Source organism: Nocardia sp. NBC_00881 (genome assembly GCF_045207455.1).
GTDB lineage: Bacteria > Actinomycetota > Actinomycetes > Mycobacteriales > Mycobacteriaceae > Nocardia.
In genome coordinates this window covers 3185569-3203613 of sequence record NZ_CP108798.1, presented here as the reverse complement: position 1 = coordinate 3203613, position 18045 = coordinate 3185569, and the positions used below count along the sequence as shown (strand labels likewise).

Here is an 18045-nt window from a genome sequence, read left to right as displayed (position 1 = left end):
CCTAGCTCGCGCTGTGTGCGCGCGCTCCGAGCGACTGGAGGAAAGCCCAGGCGTCGGTGACGATCTCGTCGAGCTCGTTGTGCTCAGGGCGCCAGCCGAGTTCGGCGATCGCGCGCTCGCTGGAGGCGATGAGAGTCGCGGGATCACCAGGGCGGCGCGGCGCGTCCAGTGCGGCGATCGGCAGGCCGGTGACGCGCTCGCAGGCCGAAATCACTTCGCGGACGGAGAATCCGGTGCCGCTGCCGAGGTTGTAGACCCGGTGAGTGCCCGTTTCGGCGGTCCCCAGGGCCAGCAGATGGGCTTGCGCGAGGTCGCGGATGTGGATGTAGTCACGAACCGCGGTGCCGTCCGGGGTCGGCCAATCGGTGCCGAACACCGAAATCGCCTTGCGGTGCCCGGCCGCGACCTGCAGCACCAGCGGGATGAGATGGGTTTCGACCACCCGATTTTCGCCGAGACCGCCATAGGCGCCTGCGACATTGAAATACCGCAGGCTGGTCGCCGCCAGCCCATGCGCGATCGCGTAGGAGGTGATGGCGTGGTCGATGGCCAGCTTCGACGCGCCGTACGGGTTGGTTGGCTTGGTCGGCGCCTCCTCGGTGATCGGCACCTGCTCCGGTTCGCCGTACACGGCCGCGGTGGAGGAGAACACCAGACGCGGCGTTCCCGCCTGCCGCATCGCCTCCAGCAGTTCGAACGTCTTCACCACATTGCCATGCCAGTACTTCTCCGGCTGCTGCACCGACTCGCCGACCAGCGACTGCGCCGCGAAATGCAAGACACCATCGAAAGTTTCGGCTGCCAGGAGCGCGGGCGCGGCCACCGCCACATCACCCTCGACGAACCGCGCGCGGGAGGGTACGCCGTCGGCGTTGCCGGTCGACAAATCGTCGAGTACGACGACCTCGTGTCCCGCTTCGAGCAAAACCTGCGCGCAGACGCCGCCGACGTAGCCGGCACCACCCGTAACCAGAAGTCTCACGCGTCAGACCTGCTTCACCTGGACGGCATGGGCCATCTCGTCCGACAGCTCGAAACCGCCGTGGCCCGGCACGGTGATGACCACCGAACCCGGCTTGGTCTCCACCGTCACTCGCGCGTCCGGCACCACGCCCGCCTCGCGCAGCTGGCCGATGACCTCGGGGTCGGTCTGGATGTGCTCGGCGAGCCTGCGCACCACCACGGCGTGCATGTGGCCGTGCGGCAGGTCCGACAGCCGGACCAGCGTCTCTTCGGCGCTTGTCGGGGGCACTACACCGAGTTCGTCCAATCCGGGGATGGGGTTGCCATAGGGGGAGGTGGTCGGGTGGTTGAGCACCTCGACCAGACGCCGCTCCACATCCTCGCTCATCACGTGCTCCCAGCGACAGGCCTCGGCGTGCACGTTCTGCCAGTCGAGGCCGATGATGTCGACGAGCAGCCGCTCGGCCAGCCGGTGCTTGCGCATCACCGCGACCGCCATGCTGCGACCCTTCTCGGTCAACTCCAGGTGACGGTCTCCGGCAACCAGCAGCAAACCATCGCGCTCCATCCGCGCTACGGTCTGGCTCACCGTTGGTCCACTCTGCTCGAGGCGCTCGGCGATTCGGGCGCGCAGAGGCACCACGCCCTCCTCCTCGAGGTCGTAGATGGTACGGAGATACATCTCCGTGGTGTCGACCAGATCCTTCACCTGTTACCCCTTCGTCGGCACGAATTCTACCCACGCACGACGGCACCGCCGTGTACCGGATCGTGTCGCTCCACGCTGTGTGATGTCGCAGCCGGCACCGCGGGAACGCGGCCGGCGCACGGCGGGCCGCCGCGATCGCACTTGCTTGTATTTGTACTGCATGGAAACGTTTCGCGGGGCTGCTTGCTTCCCGCTAGCGTTGCGACTATGGCCACTGCACCGCGGAGGGAACCTCCGGCGCCGACCTCGTCCGGTGCGGGCCGGGCGGAGACCGTCATCTGGACCGATCGGTTTCTCGATTACGCCTGGACCGCGGAGCATCCGATGAAACCGGCGCGTCTGAAGTTCACCATGGCGCTGGCGGAAAGTCTCGGATTGCTCGACGGTGTCGAGCTGCTCGAGCCCAGCCCCGCCGGGCTCCCGGAGCTGTTGCGCATACACACGCCCGACTACATCGATGCGGTGGAGCACGCAGTACCTCCGGTCGGTTCGCCTGTCGCGCCGCCATACGGTCTGGGCTCGCCGGATAATCCGGTGTTTCCGCATATGCACCAGGCGGCCTCCACGATTGTCGGCGGCACCCTGGCCGCAGCGCGTGAGATCGCCGCGGGCCGCGCCGTGCGGGCGGTGAGCATCGGCGGCGGCATGCACCACGCGATGCCCGATTCGGCCAGCGGATTCTGTGTGTACAACGACCCGGCGGTGGGGATTTCCTGGCTGCTGGACCATGGTTTCGACCGCATCGCCTACATCGATGTCGACGTACACCACGGCGACGGCGTGCAGCGGGCCTTCTATGGCGACCCCAGGGTGCTGACCATCTCGTTGCACCAGCACCCGGCGACCCTGTGGCCCAACACCGGGTGGCCGGACGAAATCGGCGCGGGCGCGGCGGAGGGCACCTCCATCAACCTGCCGCTGCTGCCTGGTACAAGGGATGCGCAGTGGCTGCGCGGTTTTCACGCCGTGGTGCCGGGCGCGGTCGAGGCGTTCCGGCCGCAGATCGTGGTCAGCCAGTGCGGCGTCGACACCCATCGCGAGGACCCTCTCGCCGATCTGGCGCTCACTGTCGACGGCCAGCGTGCTGCCTTCCGCGCCATGCGCGAACTGGCCGACCGGCATGCCGAAGGGCGCTGGCTCGCCCTCGGCGGCGGTGGGTACGGCCTGGTCCGGGTGGTGCCACGGGCTTGGACGCACCTACTGGCCACCACGTTGGGCCGCTCCATCGACCCTGCGACGCCGATACCGCAGGGCTGGATCGATCGGGTCCGCGCGGAAGCGCCCCAGGCGGATCCGCCGCGCACCATGGGAGACGGCGGAGACATCGCCTACCGCCCGTGGGACGGTCCTGGCGGCACGGGGGAGACCGGGGACGCACAGTTCGACCGCGCTCAACGTGCTGTCGACCTGGCCGTGCTGGCCACCCGCCGAGCGACTTTCGGGTTGCTGGGTCTCGATCCGGAGGATCCTCGTGACTGACTCGCCCGATACCCCGGACGCCGCCGCGCCGCCTCCGCAGCACTGGTTCGCCGACGTGCTGGCCTCCGATGGCGGCGTCGTGCGACTGCGTCCGATCACGCCCGACGATGGCGACCGGCTGCAGGAGTTCCACGGTGCGCTGTCCGACCGCACCCGGTATCTGCGGTACTTCGGCCCCTACCCGCGGATTTCGCCCAAGGACCTGTACCGGACCACACATGTCGACTATCACGACCGGGTCGGGCTGGTGCTGGAGCTGGGCGAGGCGATCGTGGCGGTGGGCCGCTACGAGCTGCTGGACCGGCGTGGGCCCCGGGCCGCGGAGGTCGCGTTTGTCGTGGCCGACGGGCATCAGGGGCGCGGGCTCGGCTCGATCCTGTTGGAGCACCTGGCGGGCGCCGCCGCCGAGAACAAGATCGAGACCTTCGTTGCCGAGGTGCTCGCGGAGAACACCGTGATGGTGATGGTGTTCCGGGAGGCGGGCTATCACGTCGAACGCAGCAGGGACGGGTCGGTGTTGCACCTGGAGTTCGCCATCGATCCCACCGAAGCGCTACTGTCCGTGCGGGATTCCCGCGAGCGAGCCTCGGAGGCACGCAGCGTCGGTAATCTGCTTGCCCCGCGGTCGGTCGCCGTCATCGGTGCCACCCCGGCGGCGGGCCGGGTCGGCGGGGCGGTGCTGGCGAACCTGCTGTCGGGCGTGTTCCAGGGGCCCGTATTCCCGGTGACCCCCCATCGCAAGTCGGTGCGCGGGGTCCGCGCCTACGCGACAGTCCGGGAGATACCGGACGAGGTCGATCTCGCCGTGGTCGCGGTGCCACCTACGGCGATCGGATCGGTGCTCGACGACTGCATGGCCAAGGGTGTCAAAGGACTCGTTGTGCTGACCGCGGGCTTCGGTGAGACCGGTCAAGGCGGTGTGGCAGCCGAACACGAGCTGGTCGTGGCAGCCCGCGGCCACGGCATGCGCGTAGTCGGACCGAGCGCGTTGGGTATCGCGAACACCGACCCGGCGGTGGCCATGAACGCGACTCTGGCTCCGGTACTGCCCGCACGCGGACGGATCGGATTCTTCTGTCAATCCGGTCCGTTGGGTGCGGCCATCCTCGGTGAGGCCGCCGCGCGCAACCTGGGTCTGTCGACGTTTGTGTCCGCGGGTAACCGCGCCGACGTCTCCGGCAATGACATGCTGCAGTACTGGGACAGCGATCCGGACACCGATGTGGTGCTGCTGTACCTGGAGAGCTTCGGCAATCCACGCAAGTTCTCCCGGATCGCGCGCCGGTTGGCCAGGACGAAACCGATCGTCGCGGTGAGCAGCGGCCGCTTGGCCGCCCGCACCCAGGCGTCCGGGGACATGGACCGATCCATCGTGCGAGACTTGTTCGCGCAGGCGGGCATCGTCCAGGTCGACTCGATCTCCGAACTCTTCGACTGTGCTGCCCTGCTCGGCTACCAACCCCTGCCCCGAGGCTCGCGGCTCGGGGTGGTGGGCAACAGTGCGGCGTTGAACTGGCTGGCCGTCGACGCGGCCCAGGGCGAGGGCCTCGAGGTCGGCGATCCGGTGAACTTGGGCCCGCAGGCGACGCCTGGCGCCTATTTCGACGCGATGGTCACCGCCCTGCGGTCGGACGAGATCGATGCCGTGATCGTAGTTTTCGCGCCTCCGGTGCCGTTGCCGATCGGCGAGTTCGCCGATGCCATCCGCGCCGCGGCGGCCGCCGTGCCCGAAGCCGAGAAACCACTTCTCACCACGTTTGTCGCCGAGCAAGGGATTCCGAACTTGCTGGCGGTGCGCGGTGCGGGCGCCACCGCGGTGCGCGGTTCGATTCCGTCCTATCCCGACCCGGAACGCGCCGCGCGGGCACTGGCCCGAGTCCGTCGTTACGCCGAATGGCGAACCAGGCCCATTTCTCCGGTGGTGCGGCCGCAAGGAATCGACACCGACCGTGCCCGCAAGCTCGTCGCGGGGTGGATGGCAGGATTGGGCGGTCGGTGGCTCACCGATCTGGAAATCGTGGAACTGCTGGCCTGCTACGGCATTTCGGTTGTGGAGTTTCGTGAGGTGCGCAACGCCGATGAGGCGGTCGCGGCGGCAGGGGAACTCGGCTACCCGGTGGCGGCGAAGGCGACCGGCGAATTGTGGCGGCGCAGACCGGATCTCACCGGTGTCCGGCTCGACCTGTGGCGTCCGGAAGCGGTTCGGCAGGGGTATGCCGATCTGGCCGAGTTGTGCGGCGACCCCATGCTGCACATCCAGAAGATGGCCACCAAGGGCGTTGGCTGCATCCTACGTGTGCAGGACGACCCGTCCTTCGGCTCGGTGATCGAGTTCGGCCTGTCCGGTCTGATCATCGAGCTCCTCGGCGACCGCGCCTACCGGGCGCTTCCGCTGACCGCCGACGAGGCCACGGCTCTGATCGACGCGCCGCGCGCCGCCCCGCTGCTGTCCGGCACACCGGCCAGTCCGCGTGTCGACAAGGCCGCGCTCGCCGCGCTGGCCCAACGCATCTCGGCCCTCTTCGACGACCTGCCCGAAATGCGGGAGCTGTGCTTCGACCCGGTGCTGGCGTCGCCGACCTCGGCCGAGATCCTTTACGCACGCGGGCGGATCGGCCGGGAACCGAGCCGCTTCGACACCGGTCCGCGCAGGCTGGGCTGAGGTCCGCATGGCTGCGCCCTAAGGCTCGGCGGGGCGGAGAGGAACGTCGCCGACCGACTTACGCAAGACCCGCGGAAAGGCGGGAGAGCACTGTGACCGGTCGGCGCGAAAAGGTGACGCCTGCGGGCGAGTGACCGAGCCGGACTTCCGGCAGGTCTGGGAGTAGCCCGGCAGCGGGATTGATCAGCTGGCGTAGGCGCGGAGCCGGTCGGCCCGCTCGCCCTTGCGCAGCTTCGCCATGACTTCACGCTCGATCTGGCGCACCCGTTCGCGGGAAAGGCCGAAGAGCTTACCGATCTGATCCAGGGTGCGCGGCTGGCCGTCGTCCAAGCCGAATCGCAGCCGGATGACCTGCTGTTCCCGCTCGTCCAGGGTGGCGAGGACACTGCGCACGTCATGGTGGAGCAAACCGGCGATGACCGCGGTTTCGGCTGAGGTGGCCTCGGAATCCTCGATGAAATCGCCGAGCGGGGCCTCTTCGTCGTTGCCGACCGGCATGTCCAGGCTCACCGGGTCGCGGCTGTGGTCGAGCAGATCGGAGATCTTGTCGACCGGGATGCCGGACTCGCTGGCCAGTTCCTGGTCGGTGGCCTCGCGGCCCAGCTGCTGGTGCAGCTCCCGCTTGATCCGTGCCAGTTTGTTCACCTGTTCGACCAGATGGACGGGCAGGCGGATGGTGCGGCTCTGGTCGGCCATTCCGCGGGTGATGGCCTGACGGATCCACCAGGTGGCGTAGGTGGAGAACTTGAAGCCCTTGGCGTAGTCGAACTTCTCCATGGCGCGGATCAGGCCGAGGTTGCCCTCCTGGATGAGGTCGAGCAGCGGCATGCCGCGGCCGGTGTAGCGCTTGGCGAGCGAGACAACGAGGCGAAGGTTGGCTTCGAGCAGATGCGAGCGGGCGGTCTGGCCTTCACGCACGACGAGGGCCAGATCGCGTTTGCGGGCGGCCGACAGCCGTTTGCCGGTCTCCAACAGATGCTGCGCGTAGAGGCCCGCCTCGATGCGCTTCGCCAGCTCGACCTCGTCGGCAGCCGTGAGCAGTGCGGTGCGGCCGATCCCGTTCAGGTACACGCGTACCAGGTCGGCGGCAGGGCTCTGGGTGTCGAGGTCCAAATCGCTGGTGCGCACTCGAGTGGTGGCGGGGCTTGTCATGACTTGCCTCCTGTCGGTGGTGTCTCACTCCGATCAACGGATCCGACAAAGAGAAAGTTCCCCGCTACTGCTTTCATAAACCGCTCTGAACTGCGGTTTTTGTCACTCTCGTCTGAGAAGTTCCTGAGAAGCACCCCTGGGGGGAGCGATCCCTGCGCAGGACCTGCACCGACCTCCGCATAACGATAGCCGTGTGGTTACACGGGCTTGATCAATCCGTGACGTACCAATCCCGCTACCACGGACAGCGCATTGGTCGCGAACTCGGCGCTCACCTGGTCGGATCCGTCGGCGAGTGCCAGTAGCTCGATCAGTTCGTACAACGGGAGGCCGTCCGGGCGCATTCCCGCCAGCAACGAGACGGTGGTCTCGTCCACCTCGTGCTGCCAGCGCGGGCCGTCGCCGCGGTGCACCCGCACTACCTCGGGCGCCCAGCCGTCGGGCCCCGGCAGGTAGACGCGCTCCAGCGCAGTCGCCGGGTTGACCACGAAACGCGCGGACCAGGCCAGGCTTTCGTCACCGGCGACGGCGCGCAGCCAGGCCGAGCGCTCGAAATAGCGGACGGCCTCGTCGCCGAGTGGGTCATCGAAGCCATGCGTGAGGTCCTCGGCGAGCAGTTCGGTCGGTCCGTCGATGGCGCGCAGGTAGACGAAACCGAAGCCGATGCCCTCGACGTGCGCCGCGGCGAACGCGTTCAACCATTCCTCGGCGCGGGCCTGTGCGGACGGGTCCCGCGGGTCGAGACCCGCGTCGCGCAGCCAGGTGCCGACGTAGAGAGCGGGGTCCGCGACGTCGCGCTGCACCACCCAGGCGTCGATGCCGTGCGCGGGCAGCCAGGACGAGACGCGCCCGCGCCAGTCGTCGCCGTCGACGTGTACCCATGCCGCCAGCATCGCGGCGGTGCCTGCTGGCGCGAGCAGGTCGGCGGCCTGCGCGATCACCAATTCGCTTGCCCCGTCGAGGGCCAAGCCGGAATCGCGATAGGTGTGCTCGATGCGGGCGGGACCAACCACGAACGGCGGATTGGCCACCACTTGGTCGAAGCGTCTGCCCCGGACCGGTTCGAACCAGGAGCCTTCGAGCAGCTCGATGTCGAGCTCGTTGAGGGCGGCGGTGGCTTCGGCCAGCCACAGCGCGCGGTCGTTGACATCGGTTGCGGTGACCTGCTGGGCATAGGAGGCGGCGTGCACGGCCTGCACTCCGCAGCCGGTGCCGAGGTCGAGCACCGTGCCGACCGGGCGCGTCGGTGTGGCGCGCAGCAGCGAGAGGGAGGCATGGCCGACGCCTAGCACGTGGTCCTCGGTCAGTGCGCGCCTGCGCATCGAGTCGTCGAGGTCGGCCAGAATCCACCGGGTCCCTGCGCCCGCGTCCAGCGGGCGCAGATCCAGCGCTGCGCGGAGGACGTCGCCGTCGCGGACGAGCAGGCCCGCGGCTACCGCTCGGCCGATGTCCACCGGCGCCAGCGCGGCGGCAACCTCCCGTTCGGGCAGGGCATCGCCGAGCAGCAGCAGGCGGATGAGGGCGCCCAGTTCACCGGCGCGGCGTGCCGCGCGGCGTACCGGAACCGGCTCCGAGCGGCCCAGTGCCCCATGCGCGTCCGCGCCGAGCACGTCGAGCAGGGTATCGGCGTCGTAACCGACCCTGGTCAGAGCGGCGCGCAGGTCTGGGCAGAGCGAAGTGAGCAGCGATCCGGTGGCGGTCGATCGGTCCGTAGGCACATCAGTACTCTGCCACCGCAACCATCCAGCACCGACCACATGTGCGCCCGGTCGCGCCCGGTACTGCCCGAGGACTTGGGTGCCGTGTGTTCCAGGCGCGAACAGCGCCGTGCCGGTCCTCGATTTGTGAGCGGGATTCAGACGCCGTGCGGGTCGCGGGCGGTGACGCAGTAGGGCGTGTCGCCCGGATCGCTCAGCACGATCCAGTGTTCGCGGCGGTGCACCACGGTCGCGCCGAGCGACTCGTGCCAGGCTGCGGTGGCGTCCATGTCGGCGGCGGACAGGTCGACGTGCGCGCTCGTCGGGCGGTCCGCACCGAGGCGCTGTAACAGCAGTTGCACCGGTAGCTGTTGGGCGGGGCGCAGCCGGGCGAACTCCGGCAGTCTGCCGTGCTGGAACTCCCACCCTGTCAATGACTTCCAGAACCGGGTCTCGGCGTCGTAGTCGGCGGGGCCGATATCCAGGCAAACCTGATCCAAGCGCGAGAGCGTGCCGTCGGGCGCATGCACGGCGGGGGCGGGCCTGCCCTTGACGCGGCCGCTGGGGGTGAAGCAGAACGTCTGGCCGCCAGGGGAGCGCAGGACGGCGTAGTCCGGGTGATTCGCGACCAGTTCGGCGCCCCGCTCGAGCGCGATGCGGGCAGCGGCCGCGATGTCGTCGACGTCCAGGTCGAGGTGCACACCGCCGAGGCCGGTCACCGCCTGCATCTTGATGCCCGCCGCGGCGAACAACGCGGGATCGGGCAAGAGGGTGAGGAACTCGTCGTTCTCGCCGCGGCGAGGGGAGAGCTGGGTGTCGGTGACCGTGGACCAGAACTTCGCGCAGTCGTCGAAGCGCTGTGCCGGGCGGTCCAGGAAAGCCCAGATCCACCGAATCATGTTCACTCCTGTCTTGTTGCCCCGCCACACCCTAGGCACACCTCCCCGTGTTGTCGAGAAGAGCGGCGGCGTGCCACGTTGGCACGAACTTGGTGGTTTGTGGCCTTCCGGCCACTCGCTGCGGAGGCGAACTTCCGGCACGCTCAGCGGGTGACCGAACTGCAGACGCCGCCGGCCCCGGTTCCCGTCGTCACCGCGCCACGGCCGCGCCTGCACCCCGCGTGGCTGGTCGCGGGGGTCGGGTTCGTCGCGCTACTGGGCGCCGCCGCTTTCCGGTCGGTGCCGAGTGTGCTCATGGACCCGCTGCACGAGGAGTTCGGCTGGTCGCACGGCACTATCGGCGCGGCCGTCTCGCTGAATCTCCTGCTGTACGGCCTGATCTCGCCGTTCGCGGCGGCGCTGATGGACCGGTTCGGCATCCGCAGGGTGGTGACCTGCGCGCTGGTGCTGGTCGCCGCGGGCAGCGGGCTGACGGTGTTCATGTCCCAGCCCTGGCATCTGATCCTGACCTGGGGCTTGCTGGTGGGCATCGGGGTCGGGTCGATGTCGATGCCGTTCGTCGCGACCATCACCGGCCGGTGGTTCGTGCGGCAGCGCGGTCTGGTCACCGGCGTGCTCACCGCGGCGGGCGCGACCGGGCAGCTGATCTTCCTGCCGCTGGTATCGGCGCTGGCGCACGTGCACGGCTGGCGGTTGCCATCGCTGATCGTGGCGGGGGCGGCGCTGGCCGTGGCGCCGCTGGTGCTGCTGTTCATCCGGGACTACCCGAGCGATGTCGGCGCGACCGCGTACGGCGCCGAGCCGGGCAGCGTGGTCGGAGTGCGTGTGCGAGCGGCCGGTGGCGCGTCCCGCGCGCTGACCGTGCTCGGCACTATCGCGCGTAGGCCCGGATTCTGGCTGCTGGCCGGGGGATTCGCGGTCTGCGGCGCGTCGACCAACGGCCTGGTCGGCACCCATTTCGTCAGCGCGGCGCACGATCACGGCATGCCGCCGACCACCGCGGCGAGCCTGCTCGCGGTCGTCGGCATCTTCGATGTCGCGGGAACTATCGCCTCGGGCTGGCTGACCGACCGTGTCGACCCGCGCTACCTGCTGATCGGCTACTACACCTTGCGCGGCTTGTCGCTGCTGATCCTGCCCTCGCTGCTCGGTCCGCACACACAGCCCAGCCTGTGGGTGTTCATCATCTTCTACGGCCTGGACTGGGTCGCCACGGTGCCGCCGACGGTCACGCTGTGCCGGGAACTGTTCGGCAACGATGCCCCCGTCGCGTTCGGCTGGGTCTTCGCCTCCCATCAGATCGGCTCAGCCGTCGCGGCCACCGGCGCGGGCATCATCCGTGACATGCAAGGCACTTACAACCTGGCCTGGTACCTCGCCGGCGCGCTCTGTGCCGCCGCCGCGGTGATGTCGGCCGGCATCCGTCGAGATCCACGACTGTCCTGATGCGCGCGTGGATTCGGCGCGCCGAACTCAGCCGTCGATGGCGTTGTGCGGGCGGGACTCGATGGCGGTGCGGGGCCGGTCCCAGCGGCTGGGCTCGTCCTTGCGCCGCGGCGGGCGGTCGTTGGCGATGAGGACCGCGATCCACGGCAGGGGAATGGAGGCGACGATGATCAGGATGGACAGCAGGGGGTTGCCGAAGGTGCTGTAGGCGACCGCGGCCAGGATCAGGCACGGGATGCGGAACGCCATGATGATGGTGTACCGGCGGACGCGGGCGCGGTGCTGGTCCTCCAGCGACGGCGCGGCCTCGGTGATCAGCACCGGGTGTTTGTCGTCACTTCCCGGGAAGTATCCGGAGGAACGGCGGGGCTGCGTCGGCATCGTCACGTCGGGGTGCTCTTCGCGGTCGCGGCCGTCGGCGGAGGGGGAATCGCCGTTCTGCTGCATACACCGAGTCTTCCACTAGCGGTCCGTCCACGCACACACCATGGTCAGCCTCTGATCCCGGATGCGGCATCATGGAATGCGTGAGCACCGACACCATGGTTCGCCCGGACACGACAACCGACGAGACGACGGGCGACGACACCCCGAAGTTCTTCCACTACGTCAAAAAGGACAGGATCGCCGAGAGCGCCGTCATGGGCACTCACGTGGTCGCGCTGTGCGGAGAGGTCTTTCCGGTAACCCGTTCGGCCAAGCCCGGCTCGCCGGTGTGCCCGGAGTGCAAGAAGGTCTACGACGGCCTTCGCAAGGGCGACTGAGCGCCGTTGCCCCCCACGCGGCATCGACAGCCGCGGCGATGGCGCGCGGAACGGTGACGCTGTCACGAATTACGGATCGGACGCGGACGGTGTCGCCCCGTCGGTCGAGGGCGGCGCGGTGCGGCTCGGGTCCGGCGTGGTCCGGGCTCGCGGAGATTGATCCTCGGTCGGCGTTTCGGCGTTCGCGCCGCTGTCGCCGCGCACCTGGTTGGCGATCCACTCCTTCACCTGCTCCATGCGTGTCGCGCGGGCGGGCCAGAATTCCTGCACTGCGGCGTTGAACTCGGCGCCGAGGATCACCGCGAAGCCGAGGAAGTATGTGAACAGCAGAAACGCGATCGGGGTCGCCAGCGCGCCATAGGTCACGCCGGTCCTGGTGACCCACGCCAGGTAGCGTCGCAACATTTCGCTGGCCGTCATGAAGAACACCCCTGCCACCAGCGCCCCGCCGAAGAGCCGGTGCCAAGGCAGTGATGTGTGCAGCGCCAGCTTGTACAGGGTGGTGAGTCCGATGATCAGGAGCAGGCCGACGCCCGGGTAGTAGAAGAAATCCAGCAGCTGTAATCCGGTGGCCCGCCAGGGTGAGGGCAGCACCCGCCCGATCAGGGTCGGCCCCAGTGCCACCAGCGGCAGGATGAACACCGCCGCCACCAGGAACAGCACATACAGCAGCAACGCGAAGATGCGCTGCCACACCGGATGCCGCGCGTCCTGCTGGTCGTGCGCCTCGACGATCGCATCGACGAAGGTGGCCATCGCCGACGACCCGGCCCACAACGACAGCACAAATCCCACCGACACCACCGCGGCCCGCCCACGCCCGAGCACGTCCTGCACCGTCGGCTGGATCAGATCCGACACCACTGTCGCGCTGAACAGGTCGCGGCTGAAAATGATGATCTTGGACTCGACGATCTCCACCGTGTCCGGGCCGAACCACCCCCCGACGTACCCGAGGCTGCCGAGCACCCCGAGCAACAGCGGCGCCAGGGAGAGCGTCTGCCAGAACGCCGCCGCGGCCGACTTGGCGAAGATCGAATCCTCCCATGCCTTCGCCGCCACCCGCACGACCAGCGTGACCGTCTTCCTGCCCGCGTGCGCCGCCATCGTGCCCGCCCGGTCGGCCCAGGTCCGGGTGCGCACCGCGACGGTGCGCGAGGGTACACCGGTGCGCGGCGGATCGCTGCTGCTGAGGGCGGTGTCGTCGGTCATAGTGCCTACAGCATCGCGCATTTCGCGTGTTCGCATCGCTTTGTCGGTGCGACGTGTCGGTGCGTCGGGTGCACCCCAGCGTCCTGGCAGGTGGCGTGTGATGCCGATCGCGCACACCGCGTCGGTTTGGCGACACGCCGTGCCGGGCGGCTAGGGTCGTCTGCGTGACTGGGTCGGGTGGCGCCGCTGTGGCGGGAGAAGCGGAGACGCCGAGCGATTCGGGAGTTGTGAGCACCGCCGTCGGTGGCGCGCTACGCGCCTGGCAGCGACGTGCGCTGACGAAGTATCTGGCCACCGCACCGCGGGACTTCCTCGCAGTGGCCACCCCGGGCGCGGGCAAGACCACGTTCGCGCTGCGCGTCGCCGCGGAATTGCTGTCCGACCGCACCGTGGACCAGGTCACAGTGGTCGCGCCGACCGAGCACCTCAAGCACCAGTGGGCGCAGTCCGCTGCTCGCGTCGGGATCGCGCTGGACTCGCGTTTCTCCAACTCCACCGGTGGCACCTCGGGTGACTATCACGGCGTCGTGGTCACTTACGCGCAGGTCGCCGCGCATCCCTTCCGGCATCGGGTGCGCACCGAAAACCGCAGGACCCTGGTCGTTCTGGACGAGATCCACCACGCGGGCGATGCGAAGAGCTGGGGTGACGCGACGGCCGAGGCGTTCGGGGACGCCACCCGGCGCCTTGCGCTGACCGGTACCCCGTTCCGCAGCGACGACAGCCAGATCCCGTTCGTCATCTACGAACCCGACGAATCCGGCTTCCCGAAGTCCCGTGCCGACCACACCTACGGCTACGCCGAGGCACTTGCCGACGGTGTCGTGCGTCCGGTGGTTTTCCTCGCCTACTCCGGTGAGGCGCACTGGCGCGACAGCGCGGGCGAGGAGTACTCCGCCCGCCTCGGCGAACCACTGAACGCCGAGCAGACCGCCCGAGCGTGGCGCACCGCGCTGGACCCGGCGGGCGACTGGATCTCCGCAGTGCTGCGCGCAGCCGACATCCGGCTGCGTCAGAAACGCGCCTCCGGCATGCCAGACGCGGGCGGACTGGTGATCGCCACCGATCAGGAACGCGCCCGCGACTACGCCGAACTACTGGAACATATATCGGGCGAGAAGCCGGCGCTGGTGTTGTCCGACGACCCGGCCTCGTCGAGCCGGATCGCGGAGTTCAGCACCAACACCCAGCCATGGATGGTCGCGGTGCGCATGGTGTCGGAGGGCGTCGACGTGCCGCGCCTGGCGGTCGGCGTGTACGCGACCAGCGCCGCCACCCCGCTGTACTTCGCGCAGGCGATCGGCCGCTTCGTTCGCGCCCGCAAGTCGGGCGAGACCGCGAGCGTGTTCCTGCCTTCGGTACCGGTGCTCCTGGATCTGGCCGCTCAACTGGAGTTGCAGCGCGACCACGTCATCGGTAAGCCGCACCGGGAGAAGAACGGTCTCGACGACGAGCTGCTGGTCGACGCCAACAAGCAGAAGGACGAGCCGGGCGAGGACGAGAAACCCTTCGTCGCGCTGGCGGCCGACGCCGAACTCGATCAGGTGATCTACGACGGATCGTCGTTCGGCACCGCCACCTTCGCCGGCAGTGACGAGGAGGCGGACTACCTGGGTATTCCCGGGTTGCTCGACGTCGAGCAGATGCGCGCGCTGCTGCGCGACCGGCAGACCCGTCAGGTCGCCGACCGCGGCGGGGCCGCGGCCCCCCCGGACCCCGGCCCGCAGGTGGCCAGCGCCGCCGAACGCGTCGCCACCGCCGACCGGCTGGGCGAACTGCGCCGCGAACTCAACAGTCTGGTGGCCATGCACCACCACCGCACCGGCAAGCCGCACGGCGTGATCCACGGCGAATTGCGCCGCGAATGCGGTGGTCCGCCCACGGCGCTGGCCACCGCCGAACAACTGGGCGAGCGCATCGCCGCCCTGCGTCGGAAGTAGACGTCGCCGGCGCGAGCGTCGCGTCAGGTCATCGGGGCGGGCCAGGCGGCCATGGCACAGTCGATGGAAGCGGTGAGGTCCGCCAGGGAGACTCCGTCGCGGGCCTGGATGGACAGGCCGTAGAGGACCGTGGCGTAGAAGCTCGCCAGGGCGGCGGTGTTGGTCCCTGCGGGCAGATCACCCTCGATGACGCCGCGGTCGAGGCGCTTGTGAATGTGTTCGGTCGTCTCGCGGCGCTTTTCGATCAGGAAGTCGCGGACGCTCGCGCTGCGGGTGGTGTAGGTGGAGCCCGCGAGCACCACCATGCAGCCGTGTGGCTTGTTCTCCTCGGTGTAGGCGGCGGCGTTGTCCCGCAGCATCGCCTCGATGCCGGCCCGCGCGGTCGGCTCGTCCCGTAGCGCACGGTCGGTGTAGCCGCCGTCGGTCCGCCCATACAGGCCGACGGCCTCGCGGAACAGCGCCTCCTTGCCCCCGAACGCGGCGTACAGACTCGGGGAGTTGATGCCCATCGCGGCGGTGAGATCGCTCATCGAGGAGCCCTCGTAGCCGTGCTCCCAGAAGACCTCCATGGCACGGCGCAACGCGTCCGCGCGATCGAATGCGCGCGGTCGTCCCCGGTCGGCCATGGGGAATCCTTTCTGTGTCAATCGTTAAATATACCCATTGACACCGGTGCCGCCGATGCGGTTGGCTATTTATGTACTGATCGACACAGAATATGGAGGAGTTCCGATGTCGGATCTCACGGGCAAAGTGGCACTGGTGACCGGCGGCAGCCGCGGTATCGGGGCGGCGATCGCCCGCCGCCTCGCCGCGGCGGGCGCGGATGTAGCGCTGACCTACCAGAACGCCCAGGGGCAGGCGAAAGCCGTGGCAGGTGAAGTCGAGGCACTCGGCCGCCGCGCGATCGCGATCCAGGCCGACAGCGCCGACGCCACCGCGGTGCGTACCGCGGTGAGCACGGCCGCCTCCGAACTCGGCGGGCTGGACATCCTGGTGAACAACGCGGGCATCTTCCCGGCCAAGCCTTTCGAAGAGTTCACCGTGGCGGAGATCGACAACGCGCTCAACGTGCACGCCCGCGCAGCGTTCGTCGGCGCGCAGGCGGCGGTCGCACACATGACGGACGGCGGTCGGATCATCAGCATCGGTACCAATCTGTCCGAGCACGCGCCCTTCGGCGGCCTCGCGCTCTACAACCTGAGCAAGTCCGCGCTCAACGGCTTCACCAAGGCTCTGGCCCGCGAACTGGGCCCGCGCGCGATCACCGTGAATCTGGTGCAGCCTGGGTCCACCGACACCGACATGAACCCCCAGAGCGGCGACCACGCGCCGCTGCAGCGCGACCTCACCGCGCTCGGCCGCTTCGGCGCCGCCGACGACGTCGCGGCCGCGGTGGCCTTCCTGGCCGGCCCGTCCGGTCGCAGCATCACCGGCGCGTTCTTCACCGTGGACAGCGGCACCAACGCCTGATCATCCGGCGAAGTACCGCCCTGGTGACACTCCGACCGCACGTCGAAATGCCGCGACGTACGCGCTCGGCGTCGCGTAGCCGACCCGGCCCGCGATCCTGGCGATCGGCAGCCCGGCGGCGAGCAACGGCAGCGAGGCGGCCAGTCGGATCTGGGTGCGCCACTGGCCGAAGCCGAGTCCGGTCTCCGCCACGAACAGCCGGGCCAGCGTGCGCGGGCTGGCGGAAACGTCGGCGGCGAACTCGGCCAGGGTCCGCGTGTCGGCGGGATCGGCGGCGAGTGCGGCGGCCACCTGCCGCGCGCGGGGATCGGTGGGGTGATGCGCGCCGATCGAGATCACTTGGACCGGTTCCAGCAGATCGAACACCACCGCCTCGGCGCGCGCCCGGCGCGCCGAGGCCGTGTCGGGCGCGGTGAGCAGGTCGAACAGCTCATGCAGTAGCCGGGTCACGCGCAGCATGGTCGGCCCGCCGAAGGACACCGAGCACCGGTCGGGTTCGAGGTAGATGCCGCGCATCACCGCGCCGCCTGAGGTGCCGGTACGGTGCACGGTGCCGCCGGGGATCCACAGCGCCCTGGTCGGCGGCAGCACCCAGCGGTTGTCGCGCACGTCGACAGCGATGACTCCCCTTGACGCCCAGGCGATCTGGTGTTGGGGATGTTCGTGCAGCTCGAACCAATGCCCGGCCGGGAGCACGCCGGCGCCGAATACCATGGCGGTCGCCCCGGGTCGGGCGGGCTGAACCATGGCGTGGCCGTTCTGCGACACAGTCTGTCACCGTAGCCTGTCGTGCCCGGCGCGATCCGTTCCTAGCGTTGGTGTCATGGCGATGAACATTTTCCACCGGCTGCTGTGCCGCTCGTCGATGTGGGAGCGGACCAGCGCGACGCGCATCGTGCCGTGGGCGCTGTCCGGCCTCGATCTCGGGGCCGATGCCCTCGAGATCGGCCCCGGTTACGGCGCCAACGTGCCCGCGCTGCGGGACCGGGCCACGACACTCACCGGCGTCGAGATCGACCCGGCACTGGCTGCACGGCTGCGCGCCAGGTACGGCGGCTCGATGACCGTGATCGACGGCGACGGCACCGACATGCCATTGCTGCCAGGGGACTTCGACTCCGTGGTGTGCTTCACCATGCTGCATCATGTGCCGACGGCAGGGTTGCAGGACGCGCTGTTCGCCGAAGCCCTGCGGGTGTTGCGGCCTGGCGGGGTGTTCGCAGGTAGCGACGGGCTCGACGGGCGCCTGTTCCGGCTGATACACCTGGGCGACACCTGCCTGCCGGTTCCGCCGGAGACCGCCGCCGCACGGTTGCGCCGGATCGGTTTCACCGACGTCGAGATCGACACCGGGGCCTCGAGTTTTCGCTTTCGGGCCAGAAAACCGGACTGAGTTGCCGCGCCTCACCGACCCACCGACCCACCGTCCTGGCCTCGGCCCAGTCCGGCCCGGTTGGGATCTGCTGGGTGCTGGGTGCTCGGTCTCTGGTCCGGTCCGGTTCGGACCGCACCAGGGTCGGCCCAGTCCGGCTCCGCAGGGCCTGGCCCAGCCCACTCTGAGCCCCGACTTTCCCTGGGTCCCGGCCTGGTCGCGGGCCCGTCCCAGCCCATGCTCCGAGGATGTGCTGGCGCTCAGCCCATTGCAGGAG

General features: G+C 69.1%; 16 protein-coding genes. 7 read left to right on the top strand and 9 right to left on the bottom strand.

Going from position 1 to position 18045, the window contains the following annotated elements; genetic code table 11:
- Position 1: 1 nt before the first annotated feature.
- Both galE and OH799_RS12945 read right to left on the bottom strand, forming a co-directional pair.
- Positions 2-982 (bottom strand): UDP-glucose 4-epimerase GalE, encoded by a 981-nt coding sequence (galE, locus tag OH799_RS12950; protein WP_406279838.1) that lies wholly within the window; start codon positions 980-982, stop codon positions 2-4.
- A 3-nt stretch (positions 983-985) separates the two neighbouring features.
- Positions 986-1672, bottom strand: a complete 687-nt coding sequence (locus OH799_RS12945) for an iron dependent repressor, metal binding and dimerization domain protein (RefSeq protein ID WP_357260905.1) — start codon at positions 1670-1672, stop codon at positions 986-988.
- A gap of 207 nt (positions 1673-1879) precedes the next feature.
- Between OH799_RS12945 and OH799_RS12940 the strand changes: the two genes are divergently transcribed.
- Positions 1880-3151: an acetoin utilization protein AcuC gene (locus OH799_RS12940; protein WP_406279834.1), complete on the top strand. Its 1272-nt coding sequence runs from the start codon at positions 1880-1882 to the stop codon at positions 3149-3151.
- A complete protein-coding gene (locus OH799_RS12935) occupies positions 3138-5813 on the top strand; it encodes a GNAT family N-acetyltransferase (RefSeq protein WP_406282042.1) in 2676 nt (891 codons plus the stop codon). Before OH799_RS12940 ends, OH799_RS12935 begins: the two co-directional genes overlap by 14 nt.
- A 183-nt stretch (positions 5814-5996) precedes the next feature.
- Here OH799_RS12935 and OH799_RS12930 read toward each other — a convergent pair whose 3' ends face one another.
- From OH799_RS12930 to OH799_RS12920, 3 genes are all read right to left on the bottom strand, one after another.
- Positions 5997-6965 (bottom strand): sigma-70 family RNA polymerase sigma factor, encoded by a 969-nt coding sequence (locus tag OH799_RS12930; protein ID WP_357260910.1) that lies wholly within the window; start codon positions 6963-6965, stop codon positions 5997-5999.
- A gap of 197 nt (positions 6966-7162) precedes the next feature.
- A complete protein-coding gene (locus tag OH799_RS12925) occupies positions 7163-8683 on the bottom strand; it encodes a methyltransferase (protein WP_406279830.1) in 1521 nt (506 codons plus the stop codon).
- 137 nt (positions 8684-8820) lie between these two features.
- Positions 8821-9561, bottom strand: a complete 741-nt coding sequence (locus tag OH799_RS12920) for a VOC family protein (RefSeq protein WP_406279827.1) — start codon at positions 9559-9561, stop codon at positions 8821-8823.
- Positions 9562-9711: 150 nt separating this feature from the next.
- Here OH799_RS12920 and OH799_RS12915 point away from each other — a divergent pair, with 150 nt between their 5' ends.
- Positions 9712-11007 (top strand): MFS transporter, encoded by a 1296-nt coding sequence (locus OH799_RS12915; protein ID WP_406279824.1) that lies wholly within the window; start codon positions 9712-9714, stop codon positions 11005-11007.
- Between the two features lie 27 nt (positions 11008-11034).
- Here OH799_RS12915 and OH799_RS12910 read toward each other — a convergent pair whose 3' ends face one another.
- Entirely contained in the window at positions 11035-11388 is a 354-nt protein-coding gene (locus OH799_RS12910; RefSeq protein ID WP_357262350.1) for a DUF3099 domain-containing protein, read from the bottom strand.
- Positions 11389-11525: 137 nt separating this feature from the next.
- Here OH799_RS12910 and OH799_RS12905 point away from each other — a divergent pair, with 137 nt between their 5' ends.
- Positions 11526-11771, top strand: coding sequence for a DUF3039 domain-containing protein (locus OH799_RS12905; protein ID WP_406279822.1), 246 nt, complete (start codon positions 11526-11528; stop codon positions 11769-11771).
- Positions 11772-11840: 69 nt separating this feature from the next.
- Here OH799_RS12905 and OH799_RS12900 read toward each other — a convergent pair whose 3' ends face one another.
- A complete protein-coding gene (locus OH799_RS12900; RefSeq protein ID WP_406282039.1) occupies positions 11841-12878 on the bottom strand; it encodes a YihY/virulence factor BrkB family protein in 1038 nt (345 codons plus the stop codon).
- Between the two features lie 293 nt (positions 12879-13171).
- Here OH799_RS12900 and OH799_RS12895 point away from each other — a divergent pair, with 293 nt between their 5' ends.
- Entirely contained in the window at positions 13172-14923 is a 1752-nt protein-coding gene (locus OH799_RS12895; RefSeq protein WP_406282036.1) for a DEAD/DEAH box helicase, read from the top strand.
- A 23-nt stretch (positions 14924-14946) separates the two neighbouring features.
- Here the strand turns inward: OH799_RS12895 and OH799_RS12890 are convergent, their stop codons facing one another.
- A complete protein-coding gene (locus tag OH799_RS12890; RefSeq protein ID WP_406279819.1) occupies positions 14947-15549 on the bottom strand; it encodes a TetR/AcrR family transcriptional regulator in 603 nt (200 codons plus the stop codon).
- A gap of 106 nt (positions 15550-15655) precedes the next feature.
- Between OH799_RS12890 and OH799_RS12885 the strand changes: the two genes are divergently transcribed.
- A complete protein-coding gene (locus OH799_RS12885) occupies positions 15656-16396 on the top strand; it encodes an SDR family NAD(P)-dependent oxidoreductase (protein ID WP_406279816.1) in 741 nt (246 codons plus the stop codon).
- On the opposite strand, the gene OH799_RS12880 is transcribed toward OH799_RS12885, so the two are convergent.
- Positions 16397-17164 carry an AraC family transcriptional regulator gene (locus OH799_RS12880; protein ID WP_406279813.1) on the bottom strand — a complete coding sequence of 256 codons (768 nt, stop codon included), beginning with the start codon at positions 17162-17164 and terminating at the stop codon, positions 16397-16399.
- Positions 17165-17219: 55 nt separating this feature from the next.
- Here OH799_RS12880 and OH799_RS12875 point away from each other — a divergent pair, with 55 nt between their 5' ends.
- Entirely contained in the window at positions 17220-17789 is a 570-nt protein-coding gene (locus OH799_RS12875; protein WP_406279810.1) for a class I SAM-dependent methyltransferase, read from the top strand.
- Positions 17790-18045 lie beyond the last annotated feature (256 nt).

Excerpts from the sequence above, each read along its gene's own strand:
- OH799_RS12900 (WP_406282039.1), bottom strand. The coding sequence starts at position 12,878 with ATGGCGGCGCACGCGGGCAGGAAGACGGTCACGCTGGTCGTGCGGGTG.
- OH799_RS12890 (WP_406279819.1), bottom strand. The coding sequence starts at position 15,549 with ATGGCCGACCGGGGACGACCGCGCGCATTCGATCGCGCGGACGCGTTG.
- OH799_RS12910 (WP_357262350.1), bottom strand. The coding sequence starts at position 11,388 with ATGCCGACGCAGCCCCGCCGTTCCTCCGGATACTTCCCGGGAAGTGAC.
- OH799_RS12905 (WP_406279822.1), top strand. The coding sequence starts at position 11,526 with ATGGAATGCGTGAGCACCGACACCATGGTTCGCCCGGACACGACAACC.
- OH799_RS12920 (WP_406279827.1), bottom strand. The coding sequence starts at position 9,561 with ATGATTCGGTGGATCTGGGCTTTCCTGGACCGCCCGGCACAGCGCTTC.
- OH799_RS12875 (WP_406279810.1), top strand. The coding sequence starts at position 17,220 with ATGGCGATGAACATTTTCCACCGGCTGCTGTGCCGCTCGTCGATGTGG.
- OH799_RS12885 (WP_406279816.1), top strand. The coding sequence starts at position 15,656 with ATGTCGGATCTCACGGGCAAAGTGGCACTGGTGACCGGCGGCAGCCGC.
- OH799_RS12930 (WP_357260910.1), bottom strand. The coding sequence starts at position 6,965 with ATGACAAGCCCCGCCACCACTCGAGTGCGCACCAGCGATTTGGACCTC.
- OH799_RS12940 (WP_406279834.1), top strand. The coding sequence starts at position 1,880 with ATGGCCACTGCACCGCGGAGGGAACCTCCGGCGCCGACCTCGTCCGGT.